Genomic DNA, 17846 nt, shown 5'->3' with positions numbered 1-17846 from the left:
GTACGCGTCATCGGCGAGGTGTTGCTGGAATATGTTGATATCATTGAAGTTCTAAAACTCAAAACCGATAACCTCAAACTGCTTAAACCAGATATCGGGCAGTTGGGATTACAGCTCAGATTTTAACCGGACAGCACTGAGTACAACCACAATCGATTCAATAATAAAAAGACTGGAATGCAGCAGCCATGAGTATACACGCACCTTTGGCGAGAACGCTGTCGAAACTCGCGAGACTTATGAGTTGCTCAGTGCGGTCCGCTGGAGAGCTGGTAACCGGTACGGATATTTAGAGGCATTGGAGCACGTGGTTTTTATTGATTATCTGAATTGTCCAATGGATTGTGAGTACAACTTTGAAAAATTGGCCAGCCTGCTTTTCAACAATGTCGACAGCGCGACCGTAAAACGGCGGCTGGACGTACTCAAATCCGAACCAATCGATACAACTGATGATCACACAAGCTCATATTATAGATACTTATTCAAAGCTTACGGACAGATTTTGAAAAATCTGGAGAATAATCGCAACGACGGCATCCAAAATCTGTATGAGTAGTGGTATCTTCTACATATGAATACAACAGGAGCACGGCATGAAAAAGCCTGCGGGTGTAATGCTGCTGCTGTTCTGCCTGCTGGCCACCGGCTGCGGCGGCCCGGCCGGGCGGAATGCTCCCGCGCCGCAGGGCGGCCCCGCAGCCCGTCCGGACACCGGCCTTAAAACAGCGCTCCCATTCGATTTCAGCTATCGCGAAAGGTTCAACCCTCCGCTACCCGCGGGCCCCGACACCTTGAAACTGCCGCCTGAGTTCTTCCGGCTGCTGCCCGGCAATATCAAGTCATACCTCGGGCAGCGTGGCATTACGATACCCCAGAGCTGGACCCACAAACGCGCCCACAACATAATCCGCGGCCAGTTCACCGCCCCAGGCAGCGATGACTATGCCGCGCTCTGCCTGCACGCTGACTCGATTTTTATCCTGGTTTTTCCGCAGGGAGATACGGCAAAACCTCTGGAGCTGGCGCGCGAGAAGGCCGACAAGTGGGAGGCGCACTACTATCCGGGCCAAACCGCTTTCAACCGCCAGCTCCGTATAGGTACACCTGAAGAACTGGTTCGAAGCTACGATTTCTACAAAGATGATCTTGATCGCTACGAGAGTTTGTTCCGCACGGAGGATTACAGTGCGGTGGATACCTCCCGCATCGACCACCAGGGGATTGTCGATTCCTACATCGGGCTGGGGGAAGGATACAATTACCTGACTGCAGAACACAATTATCTATGGGAGTTGGATTATTCGAAGATCGACTATGATGACAGCACCCTCGCCGCGTTACATAAGCTGTACTCCTATGATGATACCGGAACAGAATTGGGCGATTTGGATTTATTTGTCCCGGCGCTGGACACCTTGCTGCTGCCGCCGGCCTATTTCAGGAAGATGCCCAAGGACATAGTAAGTTATCTTGAACGGAAGAATATCATGATTCCTCAGGTCTCCTGGGGCGGTACCGCTCGAAACTGTATATCCGGAGAATTTTACACCCAGGGGAAGACAGACTGGGCCGTACTGTGCTATGAAAATGGAAACAGTTACGTGCTTGTTTTTAAAGACGGCAAAACGGACCGGATTGATAAAATACTCGAAGAGCCGGCTTACATAGAAAGCCTCGTTCTACCGGAAATCTCTTTCTCATGGGTCCTTTCTGTAGCCGACACCACAGTCATGCGGAAAGTGCTGGCGACAGATGAAAAAATGGTATCAGAGGCAAAGGCTGCCACAATCCACCAGGGACTGGTTCATGCCGACGAAGGAGATGCAAACTATATTTACTACCACTATCAGGACAAATGGCAAGGGCCATTCTTTTATTCTGACTGGGATGAATGAATTATTATCCAATTCGTTAATTCTTTTTTGTATATCTTCTCTTGTTTCTCTGAACCTTAAGACTGCAATGCCAGTGTCTATTATCACTGCTGCCATGGAAATCCACATAATTTTCTCCAAATACTTCAATAAGCAATTCTTGAAGCTTCAATCTCTGTTCTTCTAATCCGTCTGCGTTTTCATTCCCTCCAAAGTTATATTTTAACTTGTTGAAGCTTACATCCACATCCTCACCCTTATCATGTGAGCTGTGCCCACTCTGAATATCTTCATAAAGTATACTATTACCAATTCTGAAATCTCCCCCCGAGGGCAGGCTCATGTCGTTGATATAAATCTTCATCTCCTGCTCCTCGATATCCTTCCCGGCAAGAGATGCGACCGTGGTGGAATCGGTATAGTTGATCACCTGCGGTTGCTTAATCTCGTAAAAAGTCCTCATCTCGCCTGGAATGTAAGGCTTTAAAGAAAACGGCAGCCCCTCCATATTCCAGCTCATATTCTTCCGATCCCCCCTGACCGCTTTGGCGCTTTTCCAAACCTTCGCCGGGTAGCTATGCGTGAAACGTCTGGAGACCTCGTAAAGTTTGTCCAGCAGCGCCTGTTTCCCGTAATGGCTGTCCGCGGAATGATGGTAGCCATTTTCACCCGGACCCTGGTACTGTACCAGGCAGGTGCCGCTCACATTGAGAGGCAACAGGCCCGGGAAAAACACCTTAACCGTAAATTCCTTCATCACCGTCTTGCCGAACTTGAGGGTCAGTTTCTTTTCGCCGCACCAGATTCTCTTGCTGCGAGGTACGTTCTCGCAACTGTACTTGACTTTCACCTGGCTGCCGTCCGCCGGCAGCTTGAAAGAAAACTCCGTCCCCGTGTCCGTGCTTTCCTTCACATCCTCGCAGGACAGCTTGCCCAGGACTATTGGACTGAAGAGATTGGTGGATTTGCTGTGCCCGCCGCTGCCCGGTTTGTGCTCGATGGAGATACTGACCTCTGTCCCGCCAGGGCCTTTGAGCGGGAAGGTGCAGGAAGTGGCGCTGTCGCAATTGATACTGTAGTTGTCTGCGGGGAGTACAGGTTTCAGTTGTTCTTTCAGTTGCTCGGTCTGGGTGCCGAGCTGTTTCAGGCTGTCCTGGACCGCGGCCGTGTCCGCCTTTAAGCTGACCTGGTCGCTGTACGAGACTTTGGTCTCGTTTCCGGCGATCTCGTCGCGTACCAACTTGAGGCTTACCGGCAGCGCGCTGATCTTATCGTGGAAGTCCTTGACCTTGCGGTGCAGCTCATTGGCGCCCTCCAGCGGGTTACTGTCCAGGTTGCGCTCGGCAAGGCGCTTGATCTCGGACAGCCTTGAATTGAACTCCCTTTTCGCGGAGGAGCGCAGGTAGGAATCGCGTTTGTCCTGCGGGACTGAAGAAAGCCGGGAATCGATCCGCTTGAGTATCCGTTCCAGCAGATTGACTGTTTCGCTGACTTTTTTCTGCATCGATAGCGCCATGTTTCCCTCTCCGGATGAATGTGACCGCTTGAGAACATGGCCCTAATATAACAGGAAACGCTTATTATATCCAGCGTAAATGGTTGATATAGTGCGTTTTACGCATTTAGTGCAAAATATTTTTATAAAGCGTTTGAAGCGTTTTATCAGTCCGAGGGGGCAGGGATTCACTGTGAGCCGTTGGTTATAGAGAGGACTTCCGGATGGCAAAGCGGAGAAAACAGCCTGGAATTGAAATAGAATCGTTGTTAAGCCCTCACACCTCCACCCGCTGTACGGCCGCCCCCTCCACCCCCACCACCTCGCGCAGGAACCGCTGCATGGACGGCGTGTCCCCGGTGCAGAGGAACTCCCGCCGCCCGGCCTCCGCCTCCGCGATCCCGTGCTGGCGCACCAGGCGCAGCACCTGCTCGGCCACGGCCGGCGCCGGGTCGATCACCACCACCGGCGCACCCAGGCGGGTCTCCAGCACCCGGCGCAGGAACGTATAGTGCGTGCAGCCCAGCACCACCTGGGTGCCCGGCTCCAGCGGGCCGCTGCGCTCGAGGATCGCCCGGGCCGCGGCCTCGGCCACCTCGGGGTCACGGTAGGAGCCGTCCTCCACGATCCGGGCCAGAAGGTCGAGGCTCACCCCGGTCACCGCACGGCCCGGGGCGTGGGCCTCCAGCAGCTCCATGTACTTGCGCCCGGCGGCCGTGTTGGCCGTGGTCAGGGCCAGGATCGGCCCGGCGCCGTGCTGCGCCGCCACCTTGACCGGCGGCACCACGCCCACGAACGGAATGGGAAAGGCCTCGCGCAGGGCCCGGATCGAAGTGACCGTGGCCGTGTTGCAGGCCACCACCACCAGGGAGCAGCCGCGCCGGATCAGCTCGCGGGTGATCGCCTCGGCCCTGGAGCGCACGAAATCGGGGTGACGGTGTCCGTAGGGGAATGCGCCGCTGTCGGAGAGATAGAGGATGTCAGCGCGCGGCAGACGGGCGTCCACCTCGCGCCAGATCGCCAGACCGCCGAGTCCTGAATCGAACAGACCGATCATTTTCCGGTGGCGTCCGGGTTGGAAAGGTACCCGCTCAAGGAGTGGGTGGCCTGTGAGAGACAGTCTCCCACGGCCTTCTCGACGGCCGCGGCCACCTGGTCGGCGCTGTGCTGGACCGGCAGCGCGGCGCTGGAGGAGGTCTCGGCGCGCCAGAGGCGCTGACGGGCGGCAGGGTCGTACAGGCTGAACTCCAGCTCCACCCGCACCTGCGGCCCGGCCCCGGCGGCAGGGCTCAGCTCCTCGAAACGCAGGACCCGGCCCTGGAGCACCCGGTCCACCCGTCCCAGGTAGGGCAGACGGTAGACCTCGCGGAAAAGGCCCAGCGCCCGGACATAGTCCGTGGCCAGGTCGGCCAGCAGCTTGTGCGGGGGAAGGCTCCAGCGGCGGTAGTAATCCGGCAGAATCTCGTATCCGCCCTGACGGTAGAGGAAATTGTCCCGCGCGTAAAGCCCCTCGGCCGTCAAATCCTCCACCCCCACGCTGAGAGCGCTGCGGGCGGCCTCGGACGCGGCCTCGGCGGGCACTATCCTGCCCAGGGAATAGTAATGCGTGGGCGGCACCGAGCCACAGGCGGTAAGGCCCAGACAGACCACTGTCAGCAGCAGCGTAACCACTCTGGACATGGGCATGGGATTTCTCCGGTTTCGGTTGCCGCTCCGGAACCCGTCGCAACGGGCGCCGCGGGCCGGCTCAGGCCTGTCTTTTCTGCGCCCGGCCCTTGAGGCTGAATATCGGCTCTTCCCGGTTCTCGATCACCTTGCGCGTGATCACCACTTCCTCGATGTCCTTGCGCGAGGGGGCGTCGTACATAAGGTCGAGCATGGCCTCCTCCAGCACGGCGCGCAGGCCGCGCGCCCCGCTGCCGCGCTTCAGGGCGGTGTCCGCCACCGCCTCCAGGGCCTCGGGGTCGAATTTGAGGTTGATCCCCTCCAACTCGAACATCTTGGCGTACTGCTTGATCAGGGCGTTTTTCGGCTCGCGCAGGATACGGATCAGGGCTTCGCGGTCCAGGTCGGACAGTGGGCTCACCACCGGCAGACGGCCCACCAACTCGGGGATCAGACCGTAGTTGATCAGGTCCTCCGGCTCCACCCGCCGGAAAATATGGTACTTGCTGTCCTCACCGGTCGAGGCCGCGGTGGCCTTGGCCCCGAACCCGATCGCCTGCTGGCCGATACGGCGCTTGATTATGCGTTCCAGGCCGGCGAACGCACCGCCGCAGATGAACAGGATGTGGCGGGTGTTGATCTGGATGTACTCCTGCTGCGGGTGCTTGCGCCCGCCCTGGGGCGGCACCGAGGCCACCGTGCCCTCCAGGATTTTGAGCAGGGCCTGCTGCACGCCCTCTCCGCTCACATCGCGGGTGATCGAGGGGTTCTCGCTCTTGCGGCTGATCTTGTCCAGCTCGTCGATGTAGACAATGCCGCGCTCGGCCTCGCGCACGTTGTAGTCGCTGGCCTGAAGCAGGCGCACCAGGATGTTCTCCACGTCCTCGCCCACGTAGCCCGCCTCGGTCAGCGTGGTGGCGTCCGCAATGGCGAACGGCACGTGCAGAAGGCGGGCCAGGGTCTGGGCCAGAAGAGTCTTGCCCACGCCGGTCGGGCCGATCAGCAGGATATTGCTCTTCTCCAGCTCCACATCCCCGGTGGCGACCTCGTTCTCGGTGCGCTTGTAATGGTTGTAAACCGCCACGGACAGGGTTTTCTTGGCGTGGTCCTGCCCGATCACGTACTGGTCAAGGATCGCCTTGATCTCCTGCGGGCTGGGCAGACGGTGCGGCTTCTCGCGGGCCTGCCGCGACTCGTCCTCCACCAGGATTTCGTTGCACAGGTGGATGCACTCATCGCAGATGAACACGTTCGGCCCGGAAATCAGCTTGCGCACCTGTTTCTGGCTCTTGCCGCAGAACGAGCAGAACAACCCGGTTTTGGTGGGTCCATTCGGGCGGTTTTTCATAAAGTCTCACTTGTCTTTCGGGTTTGGATCCATCACCTACCGGTCACGGTGGTGTTCCATAATTTCATCGATCAGCCCGTATTTCTTGGCCTCTTCCGCGCTCATGAAATAGTCGCGGTCCGTGTCCTTCTCCACCCTCTTCAGGTCCTGGCCGGTGTTGTCGGCCAGCACCTGGTTGATCAGCTTACGGGTCTTGAGGATCTCCTGGGTGTAGATTTCCAAGTCCGAGGCCTGCCCCTGTGTGCCGCCCGCGGGCTGATGGATCATCACCCGGGCGTGCGGCAGGGCGAAACGCTTGCCCTTGGTGCCGCCAGACAGAAGGAACGCACCCATGCTGGCGGCCTGACCCACGCACATCGTGCTCACGTCCGGCTTGACAAAGCGCATGGTGTCGTAGATCGCCAGGCCGCTGGAGACCACGCCGCCGGGGCTGTTGATGTAGATGAAAATATCCTTCTCCGCATCCTCGGCCGCCAGGAACAGAAGCTGGGCGATCACCAGGTTGGCCACCTGGTCGTCGATCGCCGTGCCAATGAAAATAATACGGTCACGCAGAAGGCGCGAGTAGATGTCGTAAGCCCGTTCGACCGAGCCGCTCTTTTCGACCACTATCGGGATCAGAGTCATCGTGGCGTCTCCATTATTCCGTGGTCACGGTCTGGAGGACCGTGTTGTTGCTCTTCAGAAAGTCCAGCACCTTGTCCTCGAGCAGCATCGAGCGCAACTGGTTCATCGAGCGGGCCGAGCGGAAATCCTTCTGCACCTCGGCCACCGGCTTGCCCAGCTGGCTGGCGTACTCCTCGATCTTGGCGCTGATATCCTCCGGGCTGACCTCGATCTTCTCGCGGTGGCTCAGCTCGTGGAAGATGAACTCGCGCTTGAGGCTGGTGATCGCGCCCGGACGGACCGCCTTGCGCAGCTCGGCCTCCTCGAAATCCTGGCCGCGGTTCTGCTGCTTGATGTACTCGGCGCGGCGTGAGACCGCGTCCTCAATCAGCGAGCCGGGCAGCTCGAAATCGTTGGCCGCGATGATCTGGGCCAGCAGGTCATCCTCCACCTGGTGCGCGGCGCGGTGCTCGATCTCGTGCTCCATGTTGTGGCGGATGATCCCGCGCAGCTTATCCAGCGTATCGGCGTGGCTCACCTGGGCGGCGAAACTGTCATCCAGCTCGGGCAGCACTTTCTGGCGCACGCTCTGCACATCCACCCGGTAGCGCACCCGGCGGCCCTTGAGCGATTCCTCGGAGTAGTCGGGCGGGAAATCAACCGTGAGCTCCTGGCCCTCGCCCGGGGTCAGCCCGACCAAGGCGTGGCTGAACAGGGCCGCGGGATCCTCATGGCCGGCCATGACCAACTGGTTCTCGCGCCTGGTGCCCTCCTCAGGCTCGCTCTCGTCGTTCAGGACGCAGAAAGTCATTACCAGGTAATCACCTTTTTCCGCCGCGCCCTCCTTGGGGGCGAAATGCGCGTTCTGCTCCCGGACATCCGCCAGCGCCCGCTCCACATCCTCATCCGTCACCTGGCGCAGCTTCTTCTCCACCTCGAAACCGGTGTACTTCTCGAGTTTCAGCTCGGGGAAGACCTCCACCGTGGCGTCGAAGCTGATACTGTTGTCCTCGCCCACGTTGAGGTTTTCCACCCGCGGCTGGCCCAGCGGATTGATCTTTTCCTGTTCCAGGGCCTCGCGGAAACTGTTGGAGACCAGGTTCTGGACAGTCTCTTCCTTTATGGAATCCTTGAAGCGGCTCTCGATCATGCCCAGCGGGACTTTGCCCGGACGGAACCCCGGAATGCGGGCCTCTTTCCGGAACTGACGGAGCACTTTTTCCCGCTCGGAATTGAACTCCTCGGCCGCGATCTGCACGCTCAGGGTGCGCTCGCACGGCCCGCCGTTCTTGACTTCAACCTTGATGTTTCCCAAAGCTGCCTTATCCTGTCTTGGAGAGTGTGATCATTGGTGCGAAAGGGGGGACTCGAACCCCCACGGGTCGCCCCACAGGATCCTAAGTCCTGCGCGTCTTCCAGTTTCGCCACTTTCGCCAACTCGGCATTATCAGTTTAATAGCAAAAGATACCAGATTGCGGCGATGGTGTCAAGCCGGAAGACTTGAGCCCCTCCCGAACTTCCGCATTATGTCATGGTTTTTCTACCTCTTCGTGAGGCGGCACTATATTATTACGATCTACGTTCCCTGAGATAAACCAACCGCCACCGGGAGAGAGGCGATGCCGCTGAGACAATTCTCCGGGATAAGCTGTCTGTTCGTCTTTCTTTCCGCGTCACTGTCGCTGCGCGCGGCCACGCCCGCCGCAGGGGTGGATTTCTCCAGTCCCGCGCAGCGCGGCTGGAGCGTGGAGGACCCCGCCCGCTGGGAGACAGCCGACAGTACGCTCCGAATGACCGCCCCCGGCGATTCCACCGGCCGCTGGCTCAACCACTGGCTCCGCCTGGACTCCGCCCGCACGCGGGGGGATTTCACGCTCCACACCACGGCCGGGTTCAGCGGCGCGGCCTACCCGATGGAGAACGACAGCACCTATAGCTGGAAAATTTACTACCGGGCCCTGGCGTTCGGCATCGTGGCCGACAGCGCCAACGCCCTGCTGGCCACATTCTGCCGCACCAACGGCGACCTGAACGGCATCCTGCGGCTCAAGGACGGGAAAGAAATCTGGCTCTGCCGCCCCTACTCCGGCCAGGGCGTGGGCCTGGATGTTCACGACCAGCGCTATTACCGGATGACCCGCGAGGGCCGGAAAATAATTGTCTGGGCCGGACACGCGATTGTCTACATGGCTCTGGACACCCTGGACGGAGCGTTGCCGGAGGGCCTCCCGACAGTCTGCGGCCCGGGGCCGGTCGGCCTGGCCGTGTCGAACCTCTCCGTTTCCCCGGACTGGCACGGCCCCATGGCGAGCCACGTCCGGCCGCTGCCGGAAGTCGGAGGCCCGCCCGAGATAAGCAACCTTACCCTGCATTTCGAGCAGGGCTGGCGCGGCCTGTACCTGGGTCCGCTCAACACCGCTTTCTCGGTCGAGGAAGGCGCTATCGCCGGACTGCGGCTGAGCGAGGTGGTGGAGGGTGGCGCCGCGCCCGGGGCGCATTCCTGGGCCGCGATGGGCGGCCAGCTCAACGTACAGAACTACATGATGGGACCCGAGGCCACAATCGAAACCTGGTTCAAGCTGGTCGAGGCGCCGGAAGCCGGGCTGCCCCTGGTACAGCTCATATTCGACGGCTCGACTCAGGACAGCAGCCTGGGCAGCCGCGAGCGCGGCGGGCCGATGGTGTTCCATTACCCCGACAGCTCGCTGGGCCTGCATTTCCACGAGTTCGGCGACATCACGTTCGACCTGCCGGATGTGTTCCGGCTTAACGAGTGGACCCACCTGGCCTGGGTCCGCCGGGGCAAGCGGCACACGATCTACGTGAACGGACGGAGCGTGATCTCGTTCGAGATGCCGCGCTACGGTGAGCGCGCCCTGCACGGCATCCAGCTCACCCTGGGCCAGAACGCCGACCACGATTGGATTACCACTCCTGGGCGGGTCTACGCCCTGTTCGACTGCCTGCAAGTGACAGACAGGGCCCTGACTCCGGAGGAGTTTGTCGACCCGCAGGCGCTGGCCGCGCCGTTTGTCCGGCCATATGGCACCAACCCGTTCAGTCCCTCCGAACTGATACTCCTCTTCAAGGTCGAGGCCGGTAAAAGCCGGCGGGTGGCAGTGAAATGCTTCGACAAGGAGGGCCGGGAGCTTTTCACCTCCTACGAGGGGGCCCTGAAACCCGGCAACTACAATTTCGTTCTGACACCACAGGAGTTACAAGAGCGATTCAAGAGATCCGGGACTTATTTTTTCCGCTGCTATGCGGACGGCGATATGATCCTCGAGCGCAAGTGGATACTGCTGAGATAGCGCTGAGAGGCTGGACGTCGCCGTACCTGATGATCTGGAATAAATCCCCCTCGATCCCCCTGAAAAAGGGGGAGGCGCTTGCCCCGCCCGCTTGCCGAGCCCTTAACTCCCTCCTTTCCCAAAGCCGGGCTGGGGGGATTCAACAAATTCACCGGGAACCGCAATGAGCGACATACTCCGTATCCTGTTCCTCTGCACTGGCAACGCCTGCCGCTCGCAGATGGCCGAGGCCTGGGCGCGCAATCTTCTGGCCGACCGGGTGGAACCGTTCTCGGCCGGGGTGATCGCCGCGGGCCTGAGCGGCAAGACCGTGGCCGTGATGGCCGAGGCCGGGGTGGACATCTCGAAGGCCCGCTCCAAGAGCTTCTCAGAGTTCGAGCATCAGCCGTTCGACTGCGTGGTGGTGCTCTGTCCGAATGTCTGGCGGCTGAACCCCACGTTCCACCGGGCGCGGCGGACTGTCTACGTCCCGTTCGATGACCCGGTGGCGCTCAAGCACACGGTGGACACGCCGGAGAAAGTGCTGGACATCTACCGCCGTGTGCGGGATGAGATCCGCGCCTTCGTGGAGCGCCTGCCGGAGACCCTGCAGTGTTAATAATTCGGCTTCACACGGCTTTTTAGCCTTTTGGGACGACCGGCCGGTACCCTTTCACCTAACTCATTCCGTTCGACTGACCTTCTGGCCAGCACAGAGCCAAGGAATTTCGTAGGGGTGAGATATATCTCGCCCCTACGACAATCCCGGCTTCATCCTTATTCACAATCTTGCATTGAGGGCTCAGACATGCGCGGCCCCCAAAAGCAACTGCGGCGGCCCGAAGGCCGCTCTGGAGTTTCCTTTATACCATTCCCATAAATCCTGCCACGTCTACTCCTCTCTGCTGACCGGCAGCCTCCCATCAAACTCCCTTGTCAATATCCCAACTGGCACGTGATTTGCTCCCTCCGTAAGGCAACAACCGGATATTCCATCCACCCGCCGCAGGAGGACAAATGTATATCAGAAGCCTGCTTTTAACGCTGACACTGGCCGTGGCCGCGCTGGCCGGCTGCTCCGCCCACAAGATGAGCGCCCTGGGCAGCGAGCGGATCATCGAAAAAAGTGGCGACAAGCCCGACTGGGTCAACAAGGTGCCCAAGGAGAACAAGGAATTTTTCTTCTTCCGCGGGTTCAAGACCAGCGCGCTGTCGCTGGAGGACGGGCTCACCGACGCCCGCTCGAACGCCACGCGCCAGGTGCTGGAGATGATCCAGAGCCAGGGCCTGGTCGACTACAAGAAAGCCCGCGTGGAGCACGGCCTGGCCACCAGCCGCGAGGACGTGGGCAGCGTGACCGAGGACGGCCTGAAAATCCTGAGCCGCACCGTGGCCAACGGGGTCAAGGAGCTGGAGACCTACACCGAGAAAACCGAGCGGGTCACGCCCGAGGGCATCCGCTATTTCTACAATGTCTACACCCTGGTGCGCTACCCCAGGCAGGAGTACGAACGCGCCGTGGCCCTGGCCGCCAGCGCGCAGAACAGCCTTCAGCGCTCGGTGAACGACGCGCAGGCGCAGGAGGTTATCGACAGCCTGGACAAGGGTCTGCCCACCAGCAAATGAGGTGGACATGCTCTACTGCCCGAAACGCACCAGGCGCAGCCGGAGAGTGGCGCTCTACGCCGCTTTGCTGACGGCGGTACTTTTCTGCCTGCCCTGGGCAAAGAATGCCCTCTGCGCGCAGACCGTGAAAGTCGAGCGCTCCGCGCGTTCCCGTCCCGACTGGGTGACCCGGGTGCCGGAATCGGACCGACGCTGGATGTATTTCGTGGGCCGCGCCAGCGGTGAGGCGAGCCTGGAGGCGGCCGAGCAGGACGCCGCCGCGGATGCGGTGGCCCAGGCCGTGGCCGCCGCGGGACTCAGCGCCGCATTCTCCTACGAGAGGCTGCGCAGCGAGGCCGGCTTTCTGCTCCAGGACCGTCTCGTCTTAAGCGGTGTGGCCCGCCTCGAGGGCCTCAAAAGGCTCGAAACCTGGTACGAGAAGACCACCCGTCAGGATGCCGGGGGCCGGAAAACAGCTTACGAGGCGCACCTCCTGGTCCGTCTCCCGCAGGATGCATTGGAGAAAGCGCGAATGAAACTGGAACAGGAATCGTCCGAAAGGATAAGCCGGGCGGAAAGCCTGTTGGACCAGGGCAAGCGGATGGAGCACGAGGGTGATATCCACAGCGCCTTAAGCCTCTACCGCGAGGCCTTGGAGCACCTGGGCGGACCGTCGCAGGCCTACCTGCCCGAGCCCTCCCGCCGCGATGAGCTGGCCCGCGAGCTGGGCGGGGCCGCGTTCCACAGCGGCCTGGAGCTGCGCACGCTTGTTCTGCGTTTCGACAGCTCGGACAGCGGGCCGTTCCCGGAAGTGTTGCGGCAGACACTCTATTCGTCTATACTTCTGGAGGGGTTCTCCCCGCTGACCGATTCCGCGGCCGGGGCCGCGGCTCTTCCCCGCCTGCGCGCCGAATGTGTCCGTGCGGGAGTGACCGCGCTGGAGGACGGGTTCAAGGTCTGCCTGTGGAACCTCTCGCTGCAGCTTTCCAGCCCGGTCAGCGGGGAAATGGTCGCCTCTTTCGACTACACGGCCAAGGGTTTCGGGCCGGATGAGACCCGGGCGACGCAGGACGGCCTGCGGAAAATCCGCCTGGAGACCCTGCCCCGTTTCGCCCGCGAGCTGCGCGAGCGCCTTGACCTCACCCTTGGACCCGCACCCGCGGCCGGGGACAAATTCTTTTTCGCCCGATGACCATGACTCTGTGCCGGATCAAAAACACTGCCCCCATCTCGGCCCTCATCCTTGCATGGGGGCTTTTGGCTTTCTGTCCCGACGGAACGCTGCGGGCGCAACAGTCCAGGGACGAGGGACTTCTGCTCTCCGTGCAGGAGTTCCAGGCCCTGGGGGTGGACCCCAGCCTGGCCGCCAGCGTGAGTGACATGCTGCGCTCGGAGCTGGCCCGCTCCGGACGGCTGACTCTCCTCGAGGAAACCGGACGCCTGTACAAAATGCAGCGCCAGTCGGCGCGGTTTCGCGACCTGGTGGATGAGCGCAGCCTGCGCCGTCTGGGAGAGCTGCTCGAGAGCCGCTATGTCCTGACCGGCAGCGTCTCGCGCCTGGACAGCCTGTTCATCCTCACCGCGCGGGTGGTGGATTCCGAGACCGGCGAGGTGCGCGCCTCCGAAAGCGTGCAGCAGAGCGGGGGCGTGGCGGGGGTCGCCTCGGCGGTGCGTAGCCTGGCCCGCGCCGTGCTGGCCCATTTCCCGCTCACCGCGCGCATAAGCGGCGTGCACGGCGACACCCTGACCGCGGAGGCGGGCTTGGAGGACGGCCTCCTGCCCGGACAGGAACTGACCGTGGCCGAGCTCGACCCGGCCGAGCGCTCCCTTCCCGCCTGGGCGCAGCGACCGGCGCGCTCGGCGCGCTACCGGGTGGCGGATGCCGCAGCCCGCACTTGCAGCCTCACCCCACTGATGAAAGTTGCCGGCGGCCCGCTGGGCCAGGGCGCCTGGCTGGTGCTGGAGGGCGCGGGACTGAACGCGCAGAAATCCTCGGGCAGTAGATTGCCTGCGCCGCCTTCCCTGGGGGCCTCGAGCGGCCCCACCGGCGGAGTTCTGATCGAGAGCGAGCCGGCCGGGGCCCTGGTCTGGATCTCGGGGCTGGATGCCGGCCGCACCCCGGTGCGCATGGAGGACCTGGCCGCGGGCCGTCACCCCCTGCTGATCGGCCTGGAGGGCTACAAGGAGATCGACGACTCGGTGAACGTGGTCCCGGATGTGCTCACAAAGTACAAGTTCAGCCTGGAGCGCCGCACCGGGCGGCTGACCATAATCACCAGCCAGCCGGATGTCAGCGTGCGGGTGGACACCCTCACTTTTCAGGTGCAGGGCACGGGACGGATCACATTGCAGGATTTCGCCGAGGGCCCGCACCGTGTCGTGGCCACCTGCCCGGGCTTCGAGACCTGGCAGAAAACCGTGGAGGTCGCGTTCGACCGCGACAGCACGCTCTCGATCGAGCTGACCCCCTATCCGGGCAGCCTGCTCGTACGCTCCAACCCCGCGGGCGCGGACATATTCCTGGACGGGGTGCGGCTGGGGCCGGTCACGCCCTGGAGCCTGACCCGCCTTCCCGCCGGCGCCCACACGCTCAGCCTGCGCCTGACCGGCTACGGCTCGGCGAGCAAGGCGGTGACCGTGGAACCGGGTAAGGACATAGAGGTGAGCCTCACGCTGGAGCGCGGCAATTTCGACCTTCCGACCGAGGGCATGGCCCTGATCCCGGCTGGCAGCCTCACCACCGAAAGCGGTGAAAGCCTGCCCGTGGACTCGTTCTACCTCGACCTGCACGAGGTGACCAACCGTCAGTACGCCTACTTTGTCTCATCGACCAAGCGCAAGGCCCCCGCGCTCTGGAAAGGCGGCTCGGCTCCCGCGGGCGAGGAGGAATTCCCGGTGACCGGGGTGAGCTGGGAGGATGCCGCCGCTTTCGCCCTCTGGAGCGGCAAGCGCCTTCCGACTGAAACCGAGTGGGAGCGCGCCGGCATGGATACTCGCGAGCGGGCTTTCCCCTGGGGCGAGAGCTACATCCCCGGCTCGGCCAATATCTGGAGCGAGGGCCACGGCGGCCCGCAGCCCGCGGGTTCTTTCCCCAAGGACCGCAGCCGTTTCGGAGTGCTGGATCTGGTGGGCAACGTGGCCGAGTGGGTCGAGGCCTGGACCGACAGCACACGGCTGTACCGGGTTTTCCGCGGCGGCAGCTACTACGTGAACCAGGAGGACCCCTCGCTGCTCAGCCGGGATGGCCTCTACCCGGTGAGCTCCAACCGATACGTGGGTTTCCGCTGCGCCCGCGACCTTCACCCGGCGGATTGACTTCCTGCCAGTAAAAAGGGGAGAGCCCTGTACGGCCCTCCCCTTCTCGCATTCACCCGGTTCAATCCGGGTAACTTCAAACTGCAAATCTACTTGGTCTTGAACACCAGCAGGTACGGGATCGCGCTCTTGCCGGAGGCATCCTTGAACCCGGCGAATTTCTGGCTGTTGACCCAGATCACGTAGGTTTTCCCCGGCTCCAGCGTCACCGCCGCCTCGCAGGTCAGGCCATCCGCATTGAATTTCGGCTGTCCCTCCAGCTTCGGGAACGACTCCGGCGACATCTGCACCAGCGAGAAACTGTTGGCATTCATTTGCTTGCTGAACGTGATGCGGACAGTCTTCACAGTCGCGGCATCCACCGCCGTGTCCCCGGACTGCGGCACGGTGCGCACCACCACCGGGGGAAGGTTCTCCACCGAGAGTTCCTGGGCTTGCAGACTGACCGAAGCAGTACCTGTTAACAGCACCACAGCCGCGACCGCCAGAAGCTTGCCAAGCATGGGGCCTCCAGTTTCGGAAACAGAGATTGTCATTCTGTTACAGAACGTAATACTGATATTTTTATGCATTGCCTCAAAAGATGTTGCATCCAAATTACAATTCTTTTATTGCATTCAGGATATTGTATTCATTTAATTCGATAAAAATCCAACAAACACCCCCAACTTGCGCAACGTTTGCATCGCTTCAAGCGCTATGTTCAGCTTGTCCCGACCCTCCCGCGGACGCGCACGCCGAACACGGGTCGGGAAAGCCCACACACTGTCCTTGCCCCGGCCCGCTTTCGCGTCTATAATTGTGCTTTGAACTGCATCCATTCGACAAAAATCCACGCACACCGTTACAAAGCAGTCCGGCCTTTGGGAAGGAGCAGCCCATGCGTTCAGCCAGGATTCTCGCCCCGGTTCTTGCCGTTCTCTTCCTTGTCTGCCTCTGCGCCGCGGCGCACGCCGCGGACACCCCACAGTACCGGGTGAAAGCCGAGTTCGACGTGAAAGTGCCGATGCGCGACGGCGTGCTGCTGTCGGCGGATGTCTACCGCCCGGACACTGCCGGCACTTTCCCCGTGATTCTCGAGCGCACCCCCTACAACAATTTCGACCCGCAGGGGGGCTACATGTGGGCCAGGCGCGGCTATGTCTGCGTGCTGATGGACGTGCGGGGCAAGTACGACAGCGACGGCGCGTTCGTCCCGTTCGTCAACGAGATAACGGATGGCTACGACTCGCAGCAGTGGTGCGGCGCCCAGAGTTGGTCCAACGGCAAGGTCGGCACCCAGGGCGGCAGCTACGTGGGCGCGACCCAGTGGCTCCCGGCGCGCCTGGCCAACGAGCACCTGGCCTGCATGTTCACCGTGGTGGCGGCCAGCGATTACTACCGTCACTGGATATACGAGGGCGGGGCCTACGCCCTGAGCTTCAACAGCATGTGGGGCGCTCTGAGCGTCCCGGCCCGCGTGGGCCAGGACATGACCGCCCAGCCCATCGACTGGGACGCGCTGTTCCGCACCCTGCCGCTTTCGGACATCCCCAAGGCCCTGGGGCGCAACGTCCCCTGGTACGGCGAGTGGCTGGCCCATCCGACCTACGACGACTACTGGAAAAAGCTCAGCATCGCCGCCACCTACGACAAGATACGCGTGCCCGCGTTCAATATGGGCGGCTGGTACGACGTGTTCCTGCAGGGGACGCTCCAGAATTTCAACGGCCTGCGCGCCAAGGGCGCCACCGAGGCGGCCCGCTCCGGCAGCCGTCTGGTGATCGGCCCCTGGTTCCACGGCTCCACCGGAATGCGCAGGTCGGGCCAGGTGGATTTCGGCGCGGAGGCGTCGTACGACGAGACGCCCGTGGCCGCGCGCTGGTTCGACTACTGGCTCAAGGGTGAGCAGAACGGCCTGGACAAGGACAAACCGGTGCGCCTGTACGTGATGGGCGAGGGCGCCTGGCACGATTACGACGCCTGGCCGCCGGCGGAAGCCGCGCCGGGGGAGTTCTTCCTTCATGCGAAGAAAGGGGCCAACAGCCTCATGGGGGATGGCCGGCTGGACCGTCGCGCCCCGGCGGCCAAGGAGCGCCCCGACACCTACACCTACAATCCGGATGACCCCGTGCCCACCCTGGGCGGCAATGACTGCTGCAACGTGTCCATCGTAACCGAGGGTCCCTACGACCAGCGCCCGGTGGAACTGCGCAACGATGTGCTTGTCTACACCAGCGCCCCGCTGGAAAAGCCCCTGACCGTGATCGGCCCGGTGAGCCTGGAGCTCTGGGTCGCCTCCAGCGCCACCAACACCGATTTCACCGCCAAGCTGGTGGATGTCGACCCCGCGGGCAAGGCGATCAACATCAGCTCCGGCATCCTGCGCGCCCCGTTCAGGGGCGGCTTTGACCGCTGGGAAGAACTGGTCCCCGGCCAGAGCACAAAGCTCACCATCGAGCTGACTCCCACGGCCAACATGTTCCAGGCTGGGCACTGCCTGCGCGTGGAGGTTTCGAGCAGCAATTTCCCGCGCTATGACCGCAACCTCAACACCCCCGGGCCGGATTTCGCGGGCAAGACCGAGTTCAAGCTTGCGGACCAGACCGTATTCCACGACAAGGAGCACCCCTCGCGGCTGATCCTGTCGCTGATGCCCAACTGA

General features: G+C 61.7%; 14 protein-coding genes and 1 tRNA gene. 7 read left to right on the top strand and 8 right to left on the bottom strand.

All coding sequences use genetic code 11. The features are described from left to right. The first annotated feature begins 596 nt into the window (after window positions 1-596). Window positions 597-1898 carry a hypothetical protein gene (locus tag LLH00_12105; GenBank protein ID MCE5272009.1) on the top strand — a complete coding sequence of 434 codons (1302 nt, stop codon included), beginning with the start codon at window positions 597-599 and terminating at the stop codon, window positions 1896-1898. Window positions 1899-1914: 16 nt separating this feature from the next. On the opposite strand, the gene LLH00_12100 is transcribed toward LLH00_12105, so the two are convergent. From LLH00_12100 to LLH00_12070, 7 genes are all read right to left on the bottom strand, one after another. Beyond that, window positions 1915-3393, bottom strand: a complete 1479-nt coding sequence (locus LLH00_12100) for a penicillin-insensitive murein endopeptidase (protein MCE5272008.1) — start codon at window positions 3391-3393, stop codon at window positions 1915-1917. Window positions 3394-3649: 256 nt separating this feature from the next. After that, a complete protein-coding gene (murI, locus tag LLH00_12095) occupies window positions 3650-4429 on the bottom strand; it encodes a glutamate racemase (GenBank protein MCE5272007.1) in 780 nt (259 codons plus the stop codon). Beyond that, a complete protein-coding gene (locus tag LLH00_12090) occupies window positions 4426-5058 on the bottom strand; it encodes a PqiC family protein (protein ID MCE5272006.1) in 633 nt (210 codons plus the stop codon). The genes murI and LLH00_12090 overlap by 4 nt, the downstream gene beginning before the upstream one ends. 61 nt (window positions 5059-5119) lie before the next feature. Continuing rightward, on the bottom strand, window positions 5120-6385 hold the full coding sequence (clpX, locus tag LLH00_12085; GenBank protein MCE5272005.1) for an ATP-dependent Clp protease ATP-binding subunit ClpX: 1266 nt from the start codon (window positions 6383-6385) through the stop codon (window positions 5120-5122). Window positions 6386-6421: 36 nt separating this feature from the next. Beyond that, window positions 6422-7006 carry an ATP-dependent Clp endopeptidase proteolytic subunit ClpP gene (clpP, locus tag LLH00_12080; GenBank protein MCE5272004.1) on the bottom strand — a complete coding sequence of 195 codons (585 nt, stop codon included), beginning with the start codon at window positions 7004-7006 and terminating at the stop codon, window positions 6422-6424. 19 nt (window positions 7007-7025) lie between these two features. Beyond that, on the bottom strand, window positions 7026-8306 hold the full coding sequence (tig, locus tag LLH00_12075; GenBank protein ID MCE5272003.1) for a trigger factor: 1281 nt from the start codon (window positions 8304-8306) through the stop codon (window positions 7026-7028). A gap of 34 nt (window positions 8307-8340) precedes the next feature. Then, a tRNA-Leu gene (locus LLH00_12070) sits at window positions 8341-8425 on the bottom strand. A gap of 186 nt (window positions 8426-8611) precedes the next feature. Here LLH00_12070 and LLH00_12065 point away from each other — a divergent pair. The 5 genes from LLH00_12065 (at window position 8612) to LLH00_12045 (ending at window position 15202) form a co-directional block, all read left to right on the top strand. Further along, the gene (locus tag LLH00_12065) at window positions 8612-10303 is read left to right on the top strand and encodes a LamG domain-containing protein (GenBank protein ID MCE5272002.1); all 1692 of its coding nucleotides are present in this window, start codon (window positions 8612-8614) and stop codon (window positions 10301-10303) included. Between the two features lie 163 nt (window positions 10304-10466). Further along, complete coding sequence (locus LLH00_12060) at window positions 10467-10901, top strand: arsenate reductase ArsC (protein ID MCE5272001.1); 435 nt, start codon at window positions 10467-10469, stop codon at window positions 10899-10901. A gap of 398 nt (window positions 10902-11299) precedes the next feature. Then, entirely contained in the window at window positions 11300-11908 is a 609-nt protein-coding gene (locus LLH00_12055) for a hypothetical protein (GenBank protein ID MCE5272000.1), read from the top strand. 7 nt (window positions 11909-11915) lie between these two features. Beyond that, on the top strand, window positions 11916-13079 hold the full coding sequence (locus LLH00_12050; GenBank protein ID MCE5271999.1) for a hypothetical protein: 1164 nt from the start codon (window positions 11916-11918) through the stop codon (window positions 13077-13079). Between the two features lie 65 nt (window positions 13080-13144). After that, window positions 13145-15202 carry a PEGA domain-containing protein gene (locus tag LLH00_12045; GenBank protein MCE5271998.1) on the top strand — a complete coding sequence of 686 codons (2058 nt, stop codon included), beginning with the start codon at window positions 13145-13147 and terminating at the stop codon, window positions 15200-15202. 89 nt (window positions 15203-15291) lie between these two features. Here the strand turns inward: LLH00_12045 and LLH00_12040 are convergent, their stop codons facing one another. After that, complete coding sequence (locus LLH00_12040) at window positions 15292-15705, bottom strand: Ig-like domain-containing protein (protein MCE5271997.1); 414 nt, start codon at window positions 15703-15705, stop codon at window positions 15292-15294. Between the two features lie 377 nt (window positions 15706-16082). On the opposite strand from LLH00_12040, the gene LLH00_12035 reads away from it, so the two are divergent. Then, window positions 16083-17846: a CocE/NonD family hydrolase gene (locus LLH00_12035; protein ID MCE5271996.1), complete on the top strand. Its 1764-nt coding sequence runs from the start codon at window positions 16083-16085 to the stop codon at window positions 17844-17846.

The sequence above is a fragment of the bacterium genome, assembly GCA_021372515.1.
GTDB lineage: Bacteria > Gemmatimonadota > Glassbacteria > GWA2-58-10 > GWA2-58-10 > JAJFUG01.
The sequence above is the reverse complement of the archived record's forward strand: the minus strand, read 5'-3'. Positions and strand labels throughout refer to the sequence as shown.